Origin of the sequence: Alcaligenes aquatilis (genome assembly GCF_003076515.1) — a bacterium.
Taxonomy (GTDB): Bacteria; Pseudomonadota; Gammaproteobacteria; order Burkholderiales; family Burkholderiaceae_B; genus Alcaligenes; species Alcaligenes aquatilis.
On the sequence record NZ_CP022390.1, the window covers coordinates 20877 to 41255 of the forward strand.

Genomic DNA, 20379 nt, shown 5'->3' on the forward strand with positions numbered 1-20379 from the left:
ATTCCAGCGCGTTTAGAACGTCCAGTTCAGGAACAATTTACCGTTTATATCGGCCCGGCTATCCCCAAGTAAACGGGTATTGGCCGACAGCCCTAAACGCAGGCGCTCGGATTGTTGCAAGCTGATGCTGGTTCCCAGCGATAAAGCATGACGATCCACTCGCGCATAACGCCCTTCAAAACCCACAGACTGGGCACTGGCAAAAGCCGCTTCCTGAGTCTGATGACGGCTTAGCAAAGCCTGCTCCCAAGCGATGGAGAAGGCTGTTTGCAATTGGCGATCCTGGCTTAAATTCCAGTTTTGGCGCAGGGCCAGGCCAAGCGAAGCCTGTAAGGCATGTTGACGGCTGGAATCCAAACGCAGGCGGCTGGCGGCATCGCCACTTTCTTCCAGCCCTGGGCGACGGTAATGGAGATAATCCAGAGCCAGAACCGGGCCGATGCTGCCGTTTTCACCTAGCGCCCAGTTGTAGCCAGTCTGTACCCCCAGTGAGAAGGTATGGCCTGTCCAATCTGAAGCAGGACGCGCCTGATAGTCCGCAAAGCTGATAGTGCGGTTCATCTTGCCTTGTTCAATACCCACACGTAGCTGAGCCAGACCGTTCCAGCCTTCCTGGCTGTAGGCACGATAGCGGGCATGGACACCCAGGCCCAAGCCAGTCAGCTTGCTTTTGGCCTGGAAGGGGGCGTCTACATTGACGCGCTGTTCGTTGGCATTGCCGTGTACGCCCAGACTCCAGTCACTGCCCTGAGCGCGATGTTCTGCCCCCAGCATCACCCCATAGGTTTGGCTGCGGTGGTCAACATCGTTGCTGCCCAACTGCCAGTGGTAGCGGCCACCATAGGTTTGGATGAAGCTTTGCCAGCCGCTCTTATCGATACCGTCGGTTTGACGCAGTTGTTCGGACACCAACTGTTCGCGGCGCAAGGAAGCGGCGGTTTGGGCGGCGTAGGCACCTGCACTTAGCTGATCCAGGGCTAGACCAATATCGCTGCCATCTGCACGCGAGAAGTCCATGGCTTGATACACGGCTGCCAGGGACTGATTACCCGAGGAAGCCTGCGCCAGGCTGGTACCGACAGCGGCGGCATTGGGCGATGCAGCGTATTGGGCATACGCATTCTGATGACGGCTGACAGTCCAGCCATCACCGGTACTTTCCACATTCAGGGTGGGGGATGCCAACGTGGCGCTGAGCACCGCAAACTGCCCTTGTGTCTGGCTGGCAGTGAACACCTTGTCCTGATTCAAGGTCCAGCCGTTTTGATACCAGTCTGGCTGCAGGTCCACGTTCAACTCGCCATCGAGCTGAGCCAGGCCCTGCACATCAATATGATCATTCTGGGTGGTCGAGGCTTCCACCAGAATCCGGCCATCGGCGCCTTGGACAAAATTGCCCTTGATCGTCATGTTCCCGTAGGAGTTTCCGGGGCTGAGTGTGCCGTTATTGGTGAAGTTGTATTCAGGGTTGAGGGTGAATTCGCTATTGCCATACAGGGTCGCGCCCTGATCCACGCGCAAGCCGTACAGCTCATGCTGGCCATTCAAGGACGTTGCGCCCCCGGCAATGACGACTGCCAGACTGTTCAGGCCCTTGATATTGCCGTCATAACGCATCTGGAAGCTGGAGTCGGCAGCGCTGGTCGCGCGCCCATTCTCATCAGCTTTTTGACCAAAGCTGATGCGGGTCAGCAGCGGTTGCTGGTCGGAGTCGCGGCGCTTGTAATCCGAGGTAATGTCACCTGTGATTTGTGCACCCTGCAAAATATTGATGTTCTGTACCCAGGCATTGTCCGCGATATGGATGGCCGCCTTCTGACCCGATAAGGTGCCGGACAAATCGTAATTACTGATCAAGGCACCTTGCAATATCTCCGGTACAGCGCGCAGCTGACCTTTAGCCATGAGCATCCAGGAGCCGTGATATTCATCGTCGCTGCCCATGGCGTTCTGGCCGAAATCGAATAAGGCTCCGACGCCATCCTGGCCATCTGCCCGGACCTCTCCTTGCTGGACAATATGGTGATGGCGACCATAGCTGAACTGCAGGCCACGACCATACCAGCCCTGGGCATGAATACGCGTCGCCTCGGGAATGATGAGCGTGTTTTCGCTACCATCCACACGTACACCGACCCCGCCTGGCCCGGCTGTCAGTAGATCCGCCGCTTGGGTAATGGTATTGCGTTCGCCATAAATGTGCAGACCCAAGCCTTGTGTGGCCATGTTGTACTGACCGGGCAAGTAGGCTGTGCCGTCTTCATTGCGCGCAAAGTAGCCATTGGTATTGTTCAAGGTGACGTCGTCGCCATAGACCGAATAGCCAAAGAAGTTGCGGCGATCAATGCTCAGCCCGATGTCTTGCAAGGCGGCAATTTCAGCTTCCATCAGATTCACGTAGTTGCGATAGGTCTGATGGCTCATCAGGCTGTTGCGCAGCTCGGTGTGGCTCATGTAGTTGCGGTCCACTCCATACTGTGGCTGGTCGTGGAAGTTCAGGATACTGACGGGAATGCCCGGCATGGCGCCATTCAGGACTTCCTGTACGTGATCGCCGGTGAAGTAGCCCTTGTCCTGGCGCAGATCAAAAGCGTCTGGGTCATACGGATTGGTGCAAACCGAACACAGGATTTTCTGCCCAGGGCTGGGGGCTCGACCCTGATCATCGCGCAAACCCAAGGCCCAGGGGCTGAGGTCATTTTGGAAGAAGGGGTCGGGTGGATCGAAACTGTCTGCAGGCAGGTTGTCCGTGACCGTGTTGCTGATGCCCAAGGCATGGGCCAGCTCGTGGAAAATCACTGCGTTGTAGTCAGCCTTGCCAGTTAAGGGCAGTTGGCTTGGGTTGACCGGAGCCGTATCCAGATCAAGCTTGCCGACGCTGATAACGGCATCGGGGTTATTCGGATCGCCCTGGAATATTCCCTGCAAGCGCGCTTGCAAGGCCGAGATGGTGAAGTTGGGATGGTCAGGGTTGTAGAGTGAAGCACCGTAGGCATTCGCGTTCTGGTCATTCATGGTGCCCAGATTGATCACAGCCGGTGTGTACCCTACGGGCAAATTAATGATTTCGGCCCAGCGCTCCAGCGCGGCACGAATTTTCAGTCGACCATTCTCGTCAATATTCCAGGGGGAAACGCGTGGATCGGATTGATCCGACGTATCGTAGCCCCCATCATCAGGTCCATAGATCCGCAATTCAAAGGCCTGCTGGCCTTGTTTGTTCAAAATGGATTCTGTCTGGTAAGCATGGGCGCTGCTGGCCCAGCTCAAGGCCAGCAGGGTGTGGCCTAGTAGCGCTTTGATTTTGAAGTCCATGTGATTCAGATAATGTGAAGACAATGGTTAGGGGGCATTTTTTGTATAAAAGTAAATAAAAGTGTCTTTTCTTGCTACTTATTTCTGAGCTGTGCCGAACATCTGAGTAAAAGGCGCAACACCTAGTGCACACATCACGGTAAAGAACGAGCGGGTTGCAGCCGTAACCCTCTAGGGGATGATGTGTACAAGAGAGGAAAGTATGACCATAGAGATCAGTGGACAGGGTTTAATACATAGACAAACTATGCCTGTGGCCGAGCCATTAAACGCGACGGCCATGACGCCCCCTGTGGTGCCCGAGCAAGAAGAGTCTGGCTCCATAGACTCATCGGGACGTATCAAGGTGCACCTGTCTCCCATGGGAAAAGATCTGTCATTGACCAGTCAGCAAGCTCAGAAAAAGGGTCGTGACAAGGATATTGATAGCAGTTCTTTGCCCGATGGCATCAAGGACATACTTAAACGTATTCGTGATCTGAAAGAGCAGATTCAACAGAAACTGATGGAGCTGCAGCGTATCCAGGCCAGCAACAAAAGCAGCGAAGCGGAAAAAAAGCAGGAATTGGATCGTGTGCAAAGCGAGCTCAATAGCTTGAACGGTGCTTTATCCAGTGCGCATGCCATGTTGAACAAGGTCATGGACGACATTGAGTTGGACGGTGATGCCCGTATGGAAGTTGGGGATTTATTGATGGCGTAAAAAAAAACCGTTCAACTGGTTTTGGGAGCCCTTGGGGGCGCAGGCGGGTGTGCCTAGGCGGTAGGCCTGCATGGACATGGGCTGCGCCCCTTTTTTACTTTAAGCAGCCAGGGGCTGCTTTTGCTGACGCTCAAGGCTGGTTTGCCACCGTCAAAGCTCGCGTAATTTTGCAGTTGAGCTGATGCGGAGACATCAAATTGGCGGTGACTTGTGCCTTGGTGCGAATGATGTAGGCGGTCGAGGGGTTCAAATCAATGCAGTACACCACCAGCGAGCCGCCCCCCAAGGGAGCCGAGCCAATATAGACGCCTAACTGATCGCTGGCTGTGGAGTCATTGTGCTGCTGGAAGCCCTCTCGCGCTGCTGTCTGCTGAACCGTATTGAGGCACTGGGCCACGCTGAGACGGGAGACGGAACGCTGTTCTGCCTCCAGCTCCAGAGGTATCAGTTCTTGAGCCTGTACTACCCCAGCGCCATGAATCAAAGCCGCCATCAAAACCCACTTGTTGAGTGTGCGCATGATGCCCTCCCGCAGGAGACAATGGAGTGTTCAGCATAGTCCTGATTGATCAGGGCAGGCTTTGATAGTGCTTAATTCAGGGACGAATGTCGGGTTTTTACTGAGGTGGGGGCAAGCCGTGTGGGAGTGATCAGCTTAGTGATCAGCTTCCGAATTTGAGGAGCCTAGTTCTTTTATTGCTTTATCAAAGTCACTCTCAAACAAGCGATCTTGTATGACGCGATATTTCTCGAACTCGCTTTCAGCATGAGTCTGGGCCAGCTTGGCAGAAATCTTGCCGCTATCTTGCAGAATTTCCCGGTCGTCGAACTCCAGAAACATATCTAGGCGTTTGGCCCAGTCTTCCATGGTCATGGGGATTTTGCGGCGGGCACGGTTTTCAGCCAGCTCCAGATAGGCATTGACGATGCGCCCCAAGGCATCCAGCTCGTCTTGTTTCAGGTAGTTCTTGGCAATACTGATGTCTGTTTTCAGTATTTTTCCATTGGGAGCATTGGCCCAGGAGGTAAGTCCCGTATGGGCTTGGCTGCTGTCGGCACGCTGATGAATAAGCTCCGCTGCAGTTTGGCCGTGAATGGCGTAATGCAGCTTGTTCTGCACCTTGGCAAAGAAGGATTTACTGGTCGGGGCATTCTTGTTGTAGTCCACGCTGGTTGCGTAGATATCGGTGATCTTCTGGTAGAAGCGCCGTTCGCGTAGGCGTATTTCGCGGATTTCTGCCAGCAACTGCTCAAAGTAGTCTTCGTTTAGAAAACTGCCGTTCTCCATGCGCTGACGATCAATCAGGTATCCCTTGATCGCAAATTCGCGCAGGATGTGGGTGGCCCATTGGCGGAATTGGGTGGCACGGATGGAGTTGACCCGGTAGCCAACGGAAATAATGGCGTCGAGGTTATAGAAGTCCACCAGACGCTTTACGTCCCGATTACCTTCTTGCTGAACTATCCGGAATTTCCGGATAGTTGCCTCGGAAGCCAGTTCATTGCTGGCAAAGATATTTTTTAAGTGCTCATTGACCGTGCGTACATCAACGCCAAAAAGCTCCGCCATCAGCTTCTGAGACAACCAGACAGTCCGTCTTTGTAGCGAGCTTCGATGCTTTGTTCACCAGCCTGACCAGTAAAGATCAGAAATTCAGTGGTGCTATTTCGAATCAGCTTCTTGCCGCTCATGCCTAGTTCCTCTGCACATCAATGGCTCAGTCTTTTGATGAGGTCACTTCCCAATACAAAAACTGGAGAAAATCTCCCCCAGCAAATCATCGCTGCTGAACTCGCCGGTAATTGAGCATAAATCCAGATGTGCCAAGCGCAGTTCTTCGGCAAACAGGTCCAGCACTTGATCGCTGTGCGTAGCGTGCTCTGCGGCCAGGCCCAGGTGGTATTCTGCGCGCTCCAAGGCGCGCAGGTGTCGTTCCCGCGCCAGCCAGGGGGATTCACTGCCGGGGTTCCAGCCGGCGATATCCAGCAAGGTGCGGCGCAGTGTGTCCAGACCTATATCCTTACGGGCAGAAATCGGTAGCACGGTGGCGCCGCTTTCCTGTGCAGGCAAGGCTGCCTGTTGTTCTGCTGTCAGCAAGTCTATCTTGTTATAGACGCGCAGCACGGGTACATGTGATGGCAGGCGAGTGGTAATGGCACTGTCCAGCTCGTCTTGCGGGTTGCGAGCATCGAGCAGGTGCACGATCACGTTGGCTTTGGCGATTTCGTCCCAGGTACGGGCGATACCGATGCGCTCGACGGTGTCCTCGGTGTCACGCAAACCGGCGGTATCCACGATGTGTAGCGGGATGCCGTCAATGTGGATTAGCTGCATGACACGGTCGCGGGTGGTGCCGGCAATATCGGTCACGATAGCCACGTCTTCACCGGCCAGTGCGTTGAGCAGGCTGGATTTGCCCACATTGGGCTGACCGGCCAGTACAACGTGCAGGCCCTCGCGCAGAATCGCCCCCTGACGCGAATGCTGCAGGATGCGTTCCAGCTCGTCCTGTATGCCTTGCAGGGTGGCCGCCGCCTGGTATTTTTCCAGGAAGTCGATTTCTTCTTCGGGAAAGTCCAGCGTGGCTTCCACCAGCATGCGCAGGTGAATGATGCGGTCAGCCAGGGTGTTGACCTTATTGGAAAACACGCCCGACAGGGAGGCGACGGCACTGCGGGCAGCGGCCTCCGAGGAGGCGTCAATCAAGTCGGCCACGGCCTCGGCCTGAGCCAGGTCCAGCCTGTCATTCAAGAAGGCGCGTTGGGTGAATTCTCCCGGTTCAGCCAGTCGCAGGCCCTGATCTTTACCTGCTTCCAGGCAGCGATCCAGTAGGCGACGCAGAACAGCCGGGCCGCCGTGGCCTTGCAGTTCCAGCACGTCTTCGCCGGTATAGGAGTGCGGGCCTTTAAAGAACAGTGCAATGCCCTCGTCGATTGCCTCGCCTTGTGCATCCTTGAAGGGCAAAAAGTGGGCATGACGCGCTTGCAGCGTACGGCCAAACAGGGTGTGGATCAGAGCATCAAGCTCTTTGCCGGACACACGGATGACACCAATACCACCCCGGCCGGGGGCGGTGGCAATAGCCACAATAGGGGAAGAGCTGGACATGGTCAGATCGATCAAAGAGGCGGAACAGAACCGTATTGTAATGGAGCAGGTAGACGGTTCGGGCTTGGGGCGCTAAGCCTTGTTGGTATCTGAAACGCTTGTGTTTATGTCCCTGTGGCCTAGGCTCTTAAGAATCAGGCAATCAGGCAATCAGGCAATCAGGCAATCAGGCAATCAGGCAATCAGGCAATCAGGCAATCAGGCAATCAGGCAATCAGGCAATCGGTCGTGTGGGAGAACCTAAAAAGGGCCAGGGCAAACAAAAGGCCTTTGGACGTGTCATCAAAGCGACTGAGGCCAGCCGTCTGCGCTTCTTTGAGCCTAGTGATTGTTCACACAAACCACCAGAATCTCCACGCTTTCCCCGTGTTCGCACAGATACAGGTGACCCAGATTGCTTTTGAAGTAGATGCTGTCGCGCGCTTGCAGTACATGCCGGCGGCCGTCCTGGAACTGCATGGTCAACTGCCCTTCAATGACAAAAATAAATTCTTCGCCTTCGTGTTGGCTGAAGTCGCTGGCATCGCGCGGTTTACCGGCCAGCACGCGCCCGTGCATGGGCGTCATTTTTTTGTTGATCCATTCCGATGCCAGCATGCCGTATTCATAGCGGTGAGCATGGTAGGTTACGGTGCGTGAAGCCCGTCCCACCAGGATGTCCATGCCGGACTCGTTCTGATCACGAGGCGTCTTGAACAGGTCGGACAAATCCATTTTCAAGGCCCGGCTGACGGCCAGGAATTTCTCGTAGCTCAGGCCAATCAGGCCGCGCTCTGCCTTGGACAGGGTGGACAAAGACACATTGGATAAACGTGCCAACATGAGCAGGGTCAGGCCCTGACGCTTGCGTTCATCACGTATGCGCGCCCCCATGGCTGTCTTGCTTAATAAGTTGGGGGTGGTGTTAACCAAGTCTTTTGTCATAACCGAAAGAAGTAATAAACAACATTCTTATAAATATTATTGATTTTCTTATAAGAAAACTCTGTCCTATTGTATAGAACTACACGCTTTACGTTGGGAGAAAGAAGGCATGACTGCGTTGTTTGATCCTACTGCTTATCCCTCTACCTCGGTGGAATGGATAAAAAAACTGATTGCTTATGATACGACAAGCCGGGAATCCAACCTGGAACTGATTCACGACGTACAGGCCTATTTACAGCAGCAAGGGCTGGAAACCGTGCTGACGCATGACGCCAGCGGCCGCAAGGCCAATCTGTTTGCCACTATTCCGGCAGCCGATGGCACACGTACCGGTGGCATTGTTCTGTCGGGCCACACTGATGTGGTGCCCGTAGATGGCCAGAACTGGAGCAGCGACCCCTTCAAGGCTGAGGTTCGTGACGATCGTCTGTATGGCCGTGGCACGTGCGACATGAAAGGCTTTGTCGGTGTGACCCTGCAATTGGTTCCTGAGATGTTGGCGACCAGGCTGGCCAAACCCATCCACCTGGCCTATTCATACGACGAAGAAGTGGGTTGTGTGGGTGCGCCTGTCATGATTGATGATCTGGTCCGTCGCGGCGTTCAGCCCGAAGGTTGCGTGGTGGGTGAACCCACCAGCATGCGTACCATCGTGGCACATAAGGGCATTAACGCCTATCGCTGCCGCGTACATGGTCATGCCGCTCATTCCTCGCTGACCCCCAAGGGTGTGAACGCGATTGAACATGCGGCACGCATCATCACGGCTATTCGTGATCTGGCCGACGACTACAAGAGCATGGGCCCTTACGACCACGATTTCGACGTGCCCTTCACCACCTTGCAGACCAGCATGATCCGGGGCGGTATCGCCTTGAATACTGTTCCTGACCTATGCGAATTCGAGTTTGAATACCGCAATCTGCCCGGTGTGGACCCCGAGCCGATCTTGCAAGAGATCCGCGAATTCATCGACCTGAAAGTCCTGCCCGCCATGCGCCGCGAGCATCCCGATGCTGTGGTGGAGCTGGAAAAGCTGGCCAGCGCCCCCGGCCTGAATCCCGAAGAACAAGCTGCCATTACCAAGCTGGTACGTGAACTGACGCGGGACGACACGGTACGAAAAGTGGCCTATGGCACAGAAGCAGGTCTGTTCCAGCAAGCCGGTATCCCTTCGATTATTTGTGGCCCCGGCAATATCGAGCAGGCCCACCGCCCCGATGAGTACGTGGAATTGGCCCAGGTGGAGCAGTGCGAGCAGTTCTTGCGTGCTCTGATTCGCAGCCAGGCCGTGACCGATTAAAAACAGACAAACAGGTTTCAACGCAAACCCATGACAACAGAAAAAGTTACCCAGGAAAATGTGGTGCAGGCGCACGAGCGTTTGCGTCCCTATGTGCGCCAGACGCCCGTGTTTGATTACCAGACCGGGCGTCTGGATAGCGCCGTCAATTTCAAGTTCGAGCATTTGCAGGCCTCGGGCACCTTCAAGGCACGTGGTGCTTTCAATAACTTGCTGAGCTTGTCTGAAGAGGCTCGCCAGCAAGGGGTGACCTGCGTCTCCGCAGGCAACCACGCCGTGGCCGTGGCCTATGCTGCCCATCAAATGGGGGTGAAAGCCAAGACTGTCATGATCAAGACCGCCAGCCCGGCACGGGTAGCCTTGTGCCGTGAATATGGGGCCGAGATTGTCTTTGCAGACAATGGTGAGCAGGCGTTTGAGCTGGTGCGCCAGATTGAAAAGGATGAACAGAAAACCTTTATCCATCCGTTCAGCACCTACCCCACCGTGCTGGGAACCGCCACGCTGGGCTACGAGTGGTTGCAGCAAGCGGGCAAGCTGGATGCGGTGCTGGTGCCCATTGGTGGTGGTGGTTTGGCTGCGGGTGTCTCGGCTGCCGTTAAGCTGTGGCAGCCTGATTGCGTGGTCTATGGCATTGAGCCGGTAGGCGCGAACGTCATGGCACTAAGCCGCCAGGCAGGCGAGCCGCAAAAAATCGGTGCCATGCAGTCCATCGCAGACAGTCTGATGGCCCCCCATACCGACGAGTTCAGCTTCCGCGTGTGTCAGGACAATATCGACACGCTGGTGACCGTCAACGACGACCAGATCCGCGCTGGCATGCACTTCCTGTTCAATGAATTCAAGATGGCCACTGAACCGGCGTGCGCGGTGGCCACAGCCGCCTTGATGTTCCCTTTGCGCAAACATCTGGCCGGGCAACGAGTGGGCGTGTTGTTTTGTGGTTCCAACACGGATACCGATACCTTTATCCGCCATATCACCACGCCACTGGCGCAAGGCTAACCATGCAGCTTAGCGTTTATGTAGCAAAGGCCCAGGAAGTATATGAAGGGCTGGATATGGGGGCGGCGATTGATCTGATGCGCCAGGGTTTTATCGCCATGCAGCAAGGGCGTATTGACCAGCCCTTGCGTACGATTGTGCGCAGCCATTTGTCCAGCGGTTTTCTGGGCATGATGCCTGCCTGCATTGATATGCCGGAGATTTATCCCGAGCCTTTGTACGGTGCCAAGATGGGCACCCTGTTTCCAGACAATGTGCGCTTGGGTAAAGACCCCCATCAAGGCTGCGTGCTCTTGATGAGCGGTTTGACTGGCGAGACGCGTGCCATTCTGGATGCCAGCAGCGTGACGGCATTGCGCACTGCGGCGGTCAGTGGCTTGGCCACCGATATGTTGGCGCGTCCGGATGCCAGCGTGCTGACCTTGTTTGGCGGCGGACATCAAGCCTTGTGGCAATTGCGCGCCGTGGCGCAAGTGCGTCGTTTGAGCAAGGTGTTTGTGCTTACCCGCTCTGCACAATCGGCCCAGCATTTTATTGAGCAAGCCCAGGCATCTTTGAACTGCCCCTTGATAGCGGGCGTCTCGGCCCAGGAAGCCGTGTCCCAGTCGGATATGGTACTGACGGCCACCAGCTCTGCCACGCCTGTTTTGCAGCGCGAATGGCTGCGCCCTGGAACGCACATCACCGCCATGGGTTCCAGCACACCTGCCAGCAGTGAACTGGATGGACCCACCATGACGGCAGGCCGTTTATTTGTGGACCGCGCGCAATCGACTCGCAATGAGTCGGGCGAATTTTTGAATGCGTGTAAACAGGGTTACTTGTCAGCCGATACTGAGCTGAACGAGTTGGGGGCGGTCCTGGAGGGGCAAGCCGCAGGCCGCAATGACAACCAAGAAATCACGATTTTTAAATCCTTGGGATTGGCATTTGAGGATGTATTGACGGCGGCTGCCTTGTTAAGCCGTCATGCCGCACAAGGCAATGGACGAGTAGTAGAACTTTAATCGCGTCATCAAGAGGTAGGGAGACAAGTAATGAAAAAGAAATGGGCGCAGGTCGTGTTGGGAACGGCCTTGGCATTGGCAGCAGGTATGTCTGTTGCCAGCAAATTGCCGGACACCATACGCTTGGTCGTGGGCTATCCGGCGGGGGGAACTGCGGATGCTGTTGCGCGGGTATATGCCGAGCAACTGCGTGAAAAGCTGGGTGTGAATGTGGTGGTGGATAACCGCGCTGGCGCAGGTGGGCAGGTTGCTGCCCAAGGTTTTTTGCGCTCGCCTACGGATGGTTCGGTACTGTTGGTTGCCAATAATCACATGATGACCACCCTACCCCTGACGGTGAAAACCGTCAGCTACGACCCCATGAAAGATTTTGCGCCGGTGGCGGTGATCGCCAAGTTCGAGCATATCTTTGTGGTCGGTAAAACCACGCCGGCCCATACCTTGCAGGAGTACGTGGAACTGGTCCGTAAAGAACCGGAGAAGTACGGCCATTACGGTATTCCCGCTCCTGGCAGCGCCCCCCAGTTCATGGGCTATAGCATTGCCAAGAAGAACGATATCCAGATGTCCCCCGTACCGTACAAAGGGGGCGCCCCCCTGATCAACGACCTGTTGGGTGACCATATCCCTGCTGGCGTGGATGCGGTGGGCATGATTACCGAGCATGTCGCCGCCGGTTCGGTGCGGGTGCTGGGAATTACCGGGGCTGAACGCCTGCCTATTTTGAAGGACGTGCCTACTTTTGCAGAAATGGGCTATGGCGACCTGAAAGCGTCGGGCTGGATGGGGATTTTTGCCCCGCTGGGCATGGAGCCGGAGATGGTCAAACAGTTCCAGGATGCCTTCAATGAAGTGGCCAAGCTGCCACGCATTGAAAGCGCGATTGTGCCGATTGGCTTCCGACCCGAGTCGGGCGATGCGCAGGAGCTATCGCGCATTGTTCAGGATGATCTGGATACTTGGGGACCCATCATCAAGGAGTCGGGGTATTTGCAGCAGTAAGGCATAAAGCGGCCAAAAACATGCCGTCATTACACCCCAACGCTTGGTTTTTTATTCAAGCGCTGGGGTGTTTTTCATGATGGCGACGGTAAGTTGTCCAGGCCCATGAGGCTAACGCTGTCGCTGGAGAGAATGCATGGCTTGAGCGCCCTGCTCAGGGTGCCAGCAAAGGCTGTAAGGCTTGGTAAATGTCTTGAGTCAGATCCTTGCCGGGGAACATATTGGCATGGACGATCAGGCCTTCCAGGCAAATGAAAACCAGCAAAGCTTGCTGGTGGGCCTTGTCACCAAAAGGCTCCTGCAAAATCGCTTCTATCAGTGCCAAGATAGCTAGCTTGTGCTCTTGTGCAATCGCGCAAGGCTGAGGGTTCACCGCCCCGAATTCTTCCGATGCCTTGATGAACATACAGCCATGGAAATCCGGTGACTGGAACCAGCTTTGATGCCACTGGAACAGCGCCTGAATCTTGTCCTGATAGCGTTCATGCGGCTCCAGATACTGCAGCAAGTCTTCCATGAAATTGCGGTGTCGCAACTCCAGCGTCTCTTTGATCAAGCCATCTTTGGTGCCAAATTGCTTGTAGACCGTCATGCGGGCCACATCGGATTCGGAAATGATGCGTTCAATTCCGACATTGCCGTAGCCGTACTGGCTGAAAAGGCGCAGGGCCGTTTCCAAAATCGTATCGCGCTTCGTGTTTTTCATCATCGTTGACTCAAGAAGGTAGCCTGGGAAAGTTTGACAGCCTCCAGCAGAATGATTATTGTACACGCCGGTAGATATACCGATCGGTCTATTTTGTTTCGGAGCTTCGGATGCGCTTTCTATTTTCTCGAATTCAAGGGGGCGGTGTACTGCCGCCTCGGCCACAAAGCAAGCAGGTTTTGCTCAGTTTTCTGGGAGGAACTATAGGCATCATGGTGATTGCCTATTTGACACAGCAGTTTGGCTTGCCCTTGATGATGGCGCCCTTCGGAGCGACCTGTGCTCTGCTGTTCGCAGCACCCGACTCACCCTTGGCGCAGCCACGCAGCGTGATCGGTGGCCATTTCATTGCCAGCCTGGTGGGTGTGGTGATTGCCAAGTATGTGGGTGCCGGTCCTGTCGAGATGGGACTGGCGGTGGGCTTGGCTATTGCCTTGATGCATGCCAGCCGTACCTTGCATGCCCCGGCTGGTGCTGATCCGCTGGTTATCTTGCTGGCCGGTGAGGTCTCGTGGTCTTACTTGTTTGTGCCCTCTTTGCTGGGCTCTATCGTGTTGGTGGCGATCGCTGTGGTGATCAACAACGTGGGGCACGAGAAAGCCTGGCCCAAGTATTGGTATTGATAGGCTTGTCTCATGCCGACCACGACTGGTTTTAAGGCTTCCATTCGGGAGCCGACAGATGGATGCCCACAGACATTTGTCGAGCAGGCTGTTGAGCTTATTTCACCGGCGTACACAACTCCACCACAATGCGCTCCGGCGTCTGCACATAAGACACCACCTGTCCCCAAGGCTTGTCCTGCGGCGGCGCCAGTTCTGTGCCCCCTTCTGCCAGTGCCTTGGCATGAGCGGCAGGTACATCATCGCAGACCAGGGCAACTTCGATACCCAGCGGTACTTCTGACGCGTGCGGTGACAAATGGCCTTTTGGGTAGTTCATGTAGGCCAGCATTTCGCCCGCAAAGGCCAAGGTGGTTTGGCCGGTTTCCAGCTCGCCGTACAGCCCGGTTTCATGCAGCATTTTGGTAGGCAAACCAAACGCACGGTTGAAGTAGTCCAGTGCCTGGCCGACATCGGGAACGTAGATGATGGTATAGCCAAATTTCATAGTGGGGCTCGGTAGGAGAACGCAGGGCCAGTGCAAAAAAAATCGGCCCCCCGATTGTAGAGGGGGAGCCGATTCTTGGATGGCTTAAACAGCCCGATCAGGGTTTAAAGCTGACCGCGTTTTGTCAGTTCTGCTTTTACTCCAGCACCGTAGGCAGGGTCTGCCTTGGTGAAGTGGCCCAGCTGACGCTCGATGATTTCCTTGGGAACACCGGCCATGGCGTCGGCAATATTGCTGAACAGACGCTGCTTTTCCTCGTCGTTGAACAGGCGGAACAGATTGCCGGGCTGCGAGTAGTAATCATCATCTACGCGGTGATCCCAGTGATCTGCCGGCTGACCGTCCAACGCCAGAGGCGGTTCGCTGCGGGGAGCCTGTTGCCATTGACCTTGGCTGTTGGGCTCGTAGTTGATCGTGCCGCCGTTATTGTCGCCTGTACGCATGGCACCATCGCGGTGGTAGCTGTGGAACGGACAACGTGGTGCGTTCACCGGCAGCAGGCCGTGGTTCACGCCTAGACGGTAGCGCTGAGTGTCGCCGTAGGAAAAGATACGGCCTTGCAGCATGCGGTCGGGCGAGTGGCCAATACCGGGCACCAGGTTGGCAGGTGTAAAGGCGGCTTGTTCAACTTGGGCGAAGTAGTTGGTAGGGTTCTCGTTCAGTTCCAGCATGCCCACATCGATCAGCGGGAAGTCGCCATGTGGCCAGACCTTGGTCACGTCAAAGGGGTTGATGTGGTAGGTGCGCGCCTGCTCTTCGGTCATGATCTGAATGCGCAGCGCCCAGCGTGGAAAATTGCCCTTTTCAATGTTCTCGTACAGATCGCGCTGCGAGCTTTCGCGGTCCTGACCCACGACTTTGGCCGCTTCTTCGTTGGTGTAGTTGGCAATGCCTTGCTGGGATTTGAAGTGGAATTTCACCCAGTGGCGCTCGCCCTTGTCGTTGATCAGGCTGTAAGTGTGCGAACCGAAACCATGCTGTTGACGAAGGTTACAGGGCAAGCCGCGGTCGCTCATCAAGATGGTGACCTGGTGCAGGGACTCGGGCGATAAGGACCAGAAATCCCAGGCGGCGCTCATATTGCGCAGGTGGCTGCGCGGGTCGCGTTTCTGTGTGTGGATGAAGTCGGGGAACTTCAGTGGATCCCGTATAAAGAAGACAGGAGTGTTATTGCCCACGAGGTCCCAGTTTCCGTCTTCGGTATAGAACTTGATGGCAAATCCTCGAACGTCGCGTTCTGCATCGGCGGCTCCTGCTTCACCAGCTACGGTGGAAAAACGTAAGAAAACGGGGGTCTGGCTACCTGGTTTAAAGACCTTGGCCATGCTGTACTGACTGATGTCGTGCGTGACGGTAAACGTGCCGAAAGCGCCCGAACCTTTGGCGTGTACGACACGCTCGGGGATGCGTTCACGGTCAAAGTGAGCCAGCTTCTCCAGCAGCCAATAATCCTGCATCAGGACGGGACCACGAGGGCCGGCTGTCATGGAGTTCTGGTTCTCCTCCACAGGGCGGCCAGCGGCAGTCGTCAGGGTTTTGTTGCTCATTGTGATTCTCCGTTGAAGCTGACCCGAACCGAGTGGGGCGGGTCGTTTTAAGAAGTTAGGATCAGTCTACGTGCCTTGTTCAAAATAGTTAAATCAAATGATTTTAGCGAAGGAATAGTTTTTTGCTATTGGCAGGGATTCTCATCCCGATCATAGCGGTAAGTGCAGGACTTATGCATGAAACTTGTGCGACAGGATATGGCAGCAAGATCGGGCCAATTCTATAAGGCCAGAACACGAGCTGTGTTGAATCAGTGTTGGGGCGTTTTATTGGCCTGGCTGTCTGGCTAGGGCTGTGCCTGAGTCTGATAAATGACAGCCGTGTTCAGTGCTACGTTTGAACATTGTTTACTTGCTCTGCTTCATGTCATCTGGCTGGCAGCAGGCATAAAAAAAACCCCGCTAAAAAATATAGCGGGGTTTTTTGTCTCAGAGCGAATTAGCTGTTGGCCGCTTTCGCGCTTTTCTTTTCGATCTGCACCATGATGTAGCGCTGCTGAGCGATGGACAGGATGTTGTTCACGCACCAGTACAGAACCAGACCGGCAGGGAAGAAGAACATCATGCCACCAAAGACCAGAGGCATCAGCATCATGACTTTGGCTTGCATTGGATCAGGCGGCGTGGGGTTCAGCTTGATCTGCAGGAACATGGTCCCCATCATGATGGCGGGCAGAATCATCCATGGGTCGCGTGCGGCCAAGTCATGAATCCACAGAATCCAAGGGGCGCCGCGCATCTCGACACTGCCCAGCAGTACCCAGTACAGGGCGATAAACACAGGGATCTGAACCAGCATGGGCAAACAACCACCCAGCGGGTTGATCTTCTCGGTGCGGTACATCTCCATCATGGCGGCGTTCAGCTTGGCCTTGTCGTCACCGAACTTCTCGCGCAGGGCTTGCATGCGTGGAGCAAATTGCTTCATCTTGGCCATGGAGCGGTAGCTGGCAGCCGACAGCGGGAAAAACACCAGCTTGATCAGCACTGTCAGCGCCACGATGGCCCAGCCCCAGTTACCCAGCAAGGAATGCAGCCAGGTCAGCAGCTTGAACAAAGGCTTGGAAATAATGGTCAACCAGCCGTAGTCCACAACCAGATCCAGACCGGTAGCCAATTGCGACATGGCTTTCTGGTCTTGCGGGCCTACCCACAGGGCGGCGTCCACTGCCTTGCTTTGGCCGGCAGCGATCGAACCGACCGACTCCAGCGTGCGCACGGCGTACAGATTGTTGCCCAGCTTCAGGATTTCATTGGTGCGCTGCAGGTCCTGGGCAGGAACCCAGGCCGTTGCAAAGTAATGTTGCACCATGCCGATCCAGCCGTTATCCACGCTGCGAGCGTAGGTGGCCTTGTTCTTGTCGATGTCCGAGAAAGTGATTTTCTGGAATTTTTCGCCGCTGGAATAGACCACAGGACCGGTAAAGGTGCTGTACAGGCGGGACGAATCGGGTGGGTTGTTGCCGTCACGGGTCAGTTGCAGATACAGGCGTGGGTCAATGGCCGAGCCGGTATTGTTCTGGATATCGTGACGAACCTGGATGTCGTAGCGGCCTTTGTGCAGCGTGTAGGTCTTAGTGACTTTCACGTCGTCCGAAGTGGCTTCAAACACCACATCCAAGGTATCGCCCGTCATGTTGTGCTGGCTCGAGACCAGAGTGAACGGGGTCAGGTGGTTGGGCAGATTCTGGCCGGCGGCACCCACAATACCGGACTGGGCCAGGTAGGTGGAGGCGGGCGAGTTATCCAGCAGCACCATGGGCTGCTCGGGGTTTTCGGGCGAACCGTACTTCAACAGTTCAGCCTTGATCAGTTGGGCACCTTCAGTGCTAAAGCCCAGCTTGTAGACGTCTGTTGTGATGTCGATGGTTTGCGCTGTGGCAGACACCGCGCTGTTGCTCGAAGGCAAGGCAGCAGACGCAGTCGGCTCTTGAGCAGCGGGAACACCACCGTTTGCGGCAGGTTCGTCGGAGGCTGCTGGCGCTTGTGTGGTGGCTGGGGTGGAAGCGAACAGCGATGGCTTGCCGTTATATTCCTGCCAGTTGTTCCACAGCAGCAGCAGTGCAAAGGAGAAGATCATCCATAGGATGGTGCGTCGGATATCCATAGCGCCTGTATCACATTTATAAAGCTGAGCAAAAGCTTAGCAGTTTAACGTAGCTGGTCAGCAAACAGGGGGTTGCCTTGAAAAACAAGGCGCAGACCAGGACGGTTTTAGAAAGTGTTGCGGTCTTCGGGCGTGCGAGCGGGCACAGGATCATGCCCTCCCTTGCACCAGGGATTGCAGCGGCAGATGCGTACACCACCTAGCCATAAGCCTTTGAGCGGGCCATGAATCTCAATGGCCTGCAAGGCATAGTTGGAGCAGCTGGGGGTAAAGCGGCAGTTTCTACCGATCCAGGGACTCAGAAAAAACTGGTAAAAGCGGATCGGTGCCGAAGCCAGTTTGCGCATCATGGCCGTACCTTTGAAAACAAGGTGTTGGCTTCATCGCGAACCAGTTGCTTTAAAGCGGTCAGCGACACCAGAGGCACCTTGCTGTGCAGCCTAAAGACATAGGCGGCATTGGGCAAGCCTTCGCGTTTGTGGCGGAAGGTTTCACGCAAGATACGTTTGATGGTGTTGCGGGTGACGGCGCGGTTGGCAAAGCGCTTGGGGACGATCAGTCCCAAACGGGCGCCTTCGGTCTGGTGTGGGTCCTCGCCACGAGAGCGAGTGACCACGAACAAAGCCCCGCGACCTACGCGTTGTCCTTTTAATGACTGCGCGTATTCGGTGGGGCTATGTAAGCGAGCCGTAGCTGGAAAGGAGGCACGCATGATGCGTATCGTGGGAGTCGGGCTTTAGATAAGAGATCCATCACCCTGGGCCCCGCATCCCGACATGGCTTATACAGCCAGACGTTTGCGACCTTTGGCGCGACGTGCGTTCAAAACAGCGCGGCCACCGCGAGTTTTCATGCGAACGCGAAAACCGTGGGTACGCTTGCGACGGGTAACAGAGGGTTGGTAGGTGCGTTTCATGGTGTATCCAAAAAAATGAGCCGCCAGAAATCGCAGAAAATCTCCACCCCGACTGCGCAAAGGCTTGGGATCTGGCAACAGAAAATCGTGTTAAGCCCGTCATTTCAGCAAATTCTTTCTGTTGTGTCAATTATTTAGCCCGATATTACGCAACTAAATTTGTTAGCCTGTGGATAACTTGGTACAGCTCAGGGTAGAATCGAGGTTTACAGAAGTGATGACCGATGAATGAATTCTGGCAGTCCTGCGTTCAGAAATTGGAGCAGGAGCTTCCCCCACAACAAATAAGTGCGTGGATACGTCCACTGGTTCCCCTGGACTTCGACAGCGAAGCCGGGGTGTTGCGCGTTACTGCGCCCAATCGTTTCAAGCTCGATTGGGTTCGCAAGAATTTCGCCACTCGTATCGAGGAACTGGCTTCGGATTTCTACGAATGTCCCGTTACGGTTCAGTTCGAGCTGCCTTCGGCTAGCGCGGCGCCGCGTCGCGCCCTGGCCGATCGTGCCGCTCCTGTGCCTGCAGGCAGCCCGGCCGGTGATAATCTGGCCCCGCCTGTTGCCAACCCGGCCATGACGGCGGTGGTGGATGCGGTACAGGATCGCTCGCGACTGAACGCCGAACTGACTTTCGATAATTTCGTTACGGGTAAAGCCAACCAGTTGGCACGCGCGGCCGCTTTGCAGGTGGCCGAGAATCCCGGTGTCTCCTATAACCCACTGTTTCTGTATGGCGGCGTGGGTCTGGGCAAGACCCACCTGATTCATGCGATTGGCAATGCGCTGGTCGCCAATGGCAATGGTGTGCGCGTCCGTTACGTTCACGCCGACCAATACGTGTCGGACGTGGTCAAGGCTTATCAGCGCAAGGCGTTTGACGAGTTCAAGCGCTACTACCATTCGCTGGACTTGCTGCTGATTGACGATATTCAGTTTTTCGCTGGCAAGAATCGTACGCAAGAAGAGTTTTTCTACGCCTTTGAAGCGATGGTGGCCCAGCGCAAGCAGATCATCATCACCTCGGATACGTATCCCAAAGAGCTGGCTAATATTGATAGCCGCCTGATCTCGCGTTTTGACTCCGGTCTGACCGTGGCAATCGAGCCGCCCGAGTTGGAAATGCGTGTAGCGATCTTGCTGCGCAAAGCTCAGGCCGAAGGCATTGCCATGCCCGAAGAAGTGGCTTTCTTTATTGCCAAGCATCTGCGCAGCAACGTGCGCGAGCTGGAAGGGGCGCTGCGCAAGGTTTCGGCCTACGCGCGTTTCCATGGCCGCGACGTCCTGACGGTGGAAGTGTGCAAGGATGCCCTGAAGGATTTGCTGTCGGTCTCCAATGGGCAGATCACAGTGGAAAATATCCAGAAAACCGTGGCCGATTTTTATAAAATCAAGGTCGCGGATATGTACTCCAAGCGCCGCCCCGCCAATATCGCCATGCCGCGCCAGGTGGCCATGTATCTGGCCAAGGAACTGACCCAAAAGAGTTTGCCGGAAATTGGCGATCTTTTCGGTGGCAGGGACCACACTACGGTGCTGCACGCGGTGCGTAAAATCTCGGATGCACGCACCAAGCAAGCCGAACTGAATCACGCATTACACGTACTGGAACAAACTCTCAAAGGATGA

General features: G+C 55.3%; 19 protein-coding genes. 7 read left to right on the forward strand and 12 right to left on the reverse strand.

Going from position 1 to position 20379, the window contains the following annotated elements; genetic code table 11:
* Positions 1-12: 12 nt before the first annotated feature.
* Positions 13-3315: an autotransporter domain-containing protein gene (locus tag CA948_RS00095; protein WP_108726986.1), complete on the reverse strand. Its 3303-nt coding sequence runs from the start codon at positions 3313-3315 to the stop codon at positions 13-15.
* Positions 3316-3595: 280 nt separating this feature from the next.
* On the opposite strand from CA948_RS00095, the gene CA948_RS00100 reads away from it, so the two are divergent.
* Complete coding sequence (locus tag CA948_RS00100; RefSeq protein ID WP_230019549.1) at positions 3596-4018, forward strand: hypothetical protein; 423 nt, start codon at positions 3596-3598, stop codon at positions 4016-4018.
* A gap of 130 nt (positions 4019-4148) precedes the next feature.
* On the opposite strand, the gene CA948_RS00105 is transcribed toward CA948_RS00100, so the two are convergent.
* The 4 genes from CA948_RS00105 to CA948_RS00120 form a co-directional block, all read right to left on the reverse strand.
* Positions 4149-4538, reverse strand: coding sequence for a DUF6180 family protein (locus tag CA948_RS00105; protein ID WP_094198207.1), 390 nt, complete (start codon positions 4536-4538; stop codon positions 4149-4151).
* Positions 4539-4673: 135 nt separating this feature from the next.
* Complete coding sequence (locus CA948_RS00110) at positions 4674-5603, reverse strand: virulence RhuM family protein (RefSeq protein ID WP_238988624.1); 930 nt, start codon at positions 5601-5603, stop codon at positions 4674-4676.
* Between the two features lie 150 nt (positions 5604-5753).
* Complete coding sequence (mnmE, locus tag CA948_RS00115; protein WP_108726988.1) at positions 5754-7127, reverse strand: tRNA uridine-5-carboxymethylaminomethyl(34) synthesis GTPase MnmE; 1374 nt, start codon at positions 7125-7127, stop codon at positions 5754-5756.
* Between the two features lie 321 nt (positions 7128-7448).
* Positions 7449-8000 (reverse strand): helix-turn-helix domain-containing protein, encoded by a 552-nt coding sequence (locus CA948_RS00120; protein ID WP_003800785.1) that lies wholly within the window; start codon positions 7998-8000, stop codon positions 7449-7451.
* Between the two features lie 160 nt (positions 8001-8160).
* Between CA948_RS00120 and argE the strand changes: the two genes are divergently transcribed.
* From argE to CA948_RS00140, 4 genes are read left to right on the forward strand one after another with little or no spacing between them, the layout of a single operon-like run.
* Positions 8161-9357, forward strand: coding sequence for an acetylornithine deacetylase (gene argE / locus CA948_RS00125; protein WP_108726989.1), 1197 nt, complete (start codon positions 8161-8163; stop codon positions 9355-9357).
* Between the two features lie 30 nt (positions 9358-9387).
* Positions 9388-10362: a threonine ammonia-lyase gene (locus tag CA948_RS00130; protein ID WP_108726990.1), complete on the forward strand. Its 975-nt coding sequence runs from the start codon at positions 9388-9390 to the stop codon at positions 10360-10362.
* 2 nt (positions 10363-10364) lie between these two features.
* The gene (locus CA948_RS00135) at positions 10365-11369 is read left to right on the forward strand and encodes an ornithine cyclodeaminase family protein (protein ID WP_108726991.1); all 1005 of its coding nucleotides are present in this window, start codon (positions 10365-10367) and stop codon (positions 11367-11369) included.
* A gap of 30 nt (positions 11370-11399) precedes the next feature.
* On the forward strand, positions 11400-12371 hold the full coding sequence (locus CA948_RS00140; RefSeq protein WP_108726992.1) for a tripartite tricarboxylate transporter substrate-binding protein: 972 nt from the start codon (positions 11400-11402) through the stop codon (positions 12369-12371).
* Positions 12372-12525: 154 nt separating this feature from the next.
* Here the strand turns inward: CA948_RS00140 and CA948_RS00145 are convergent, their stop codons facing one another.
* On the reverse strand, positions 12526-13080 hold the full coding sequence (locus CA948_RS00145; RefSeq protein ID WP_108726993.1) for a TetR/AcrR family transcriptional regulator: 555 nt from the start codon (positions 13078-13080) through the stop codon (positions 12526-12528).
* Between the two features lie 107 nt (positions 13081-13187).
* On the opposite strand from CA948_RS00145, the gene CA948_RS00150 reads away from it, so the two are divergent.
* Positions 13188-13700, forward strand: coding sequence for an HPP family protein (locus tag CA948_RS00150; protein ID WP_108726994.1), 513 nt, complete (start codon positions 13188-13190; stop codon positions 13698-13700).
* Between the two features lie 97 nt (positions 13701-13797).
* Here the strand turns inward: CA948_RS00150 and CA948_RS00155 are convergent, their stop codons facing one another.
* The 6 genes from CA948_RS00155 to rpmH form a co-directional block, all read right to left on the reverse strand.
* Positions 13798-14187, reverse strand: coding sequence for a VOC family protein (locus tag CA948_RS00155; protein ID WP_108726995.1), 390 nt, complete (start codon positions 14185-14187; stop codon positions 13798-13800).
* 104 nt (positions 14188-14291) lie between these two features.
* Entirely contained in the window at positions 14292-15734 is a 1443-nt protein-coding gene (locus tag CA948_RS00160; RefSeq protein ID WP_094198218.1) for a catalase, read from the reverse strand.
* Between the two features lie 439 nt (positions 15735-16173).
* Complete coding sequence (gene yidC, locus CA948_RS00165; RefSeq protein WP_094198219.1) at positions 16174-17841, reverse strand: membrane protein insertase YidC; 1668 nt, start codon at positions 17839-17841, stop codon at positions 16174-16176.
* Positions 17842-17948: 107 nt separating this feature from the next.
* Positions 17949-18191: a membrane protein insertion efficiency factor YidD gene (gene yidD / locus CA948_RS00170; RefSeq protein ID WP_021447161.1), complete on the reverse strand. Its 243-nt coding sequence runs from the start codon at positions 18189-18191 to the stop codon at positions 17949-17951.
* Positions 18188-18553 carry a ribonuclease P protein component gene (locus CA948_RS00175; protein WP_094198220.1) on the reverse strand — a complete coding sequence of 122 codons (366 nt, stop codon included), beginning with the start codon at positions 18551-18553 and terminating at the stop codon, positions 18188-18190. Before CA948_RS00175 ends, yidD begins: the two co-directional genes overlap by 4 nt.
* Before the next feature lie 69 nt (positions 18554-18622).
* A complete protein-coding gene (gene rpmH, locus CA948_RS00180) occupies positions 18623-18757 on the reverse strand; it encodes a 50S ribosomal protein L34 (RefSeq protein WP_003800771.1) in 135 nt (44 codons plus the stop codon).
* A gap of 224 nt (positions 18758-18981) precedes the next feature.
* Between rpmH and dnaA the strand changes: the two genes are divergently transcribed.
* Positions 18982-20379, forward strand: a complete 1398-nt coding sequence (gene dnaA / locus CA948_RS00185) for a chromosomal replication initiator protein DnaA (RefSeq protein WP_094195116.1) — start codon at positions 18982-18984, stop codon at positions 20377-20379.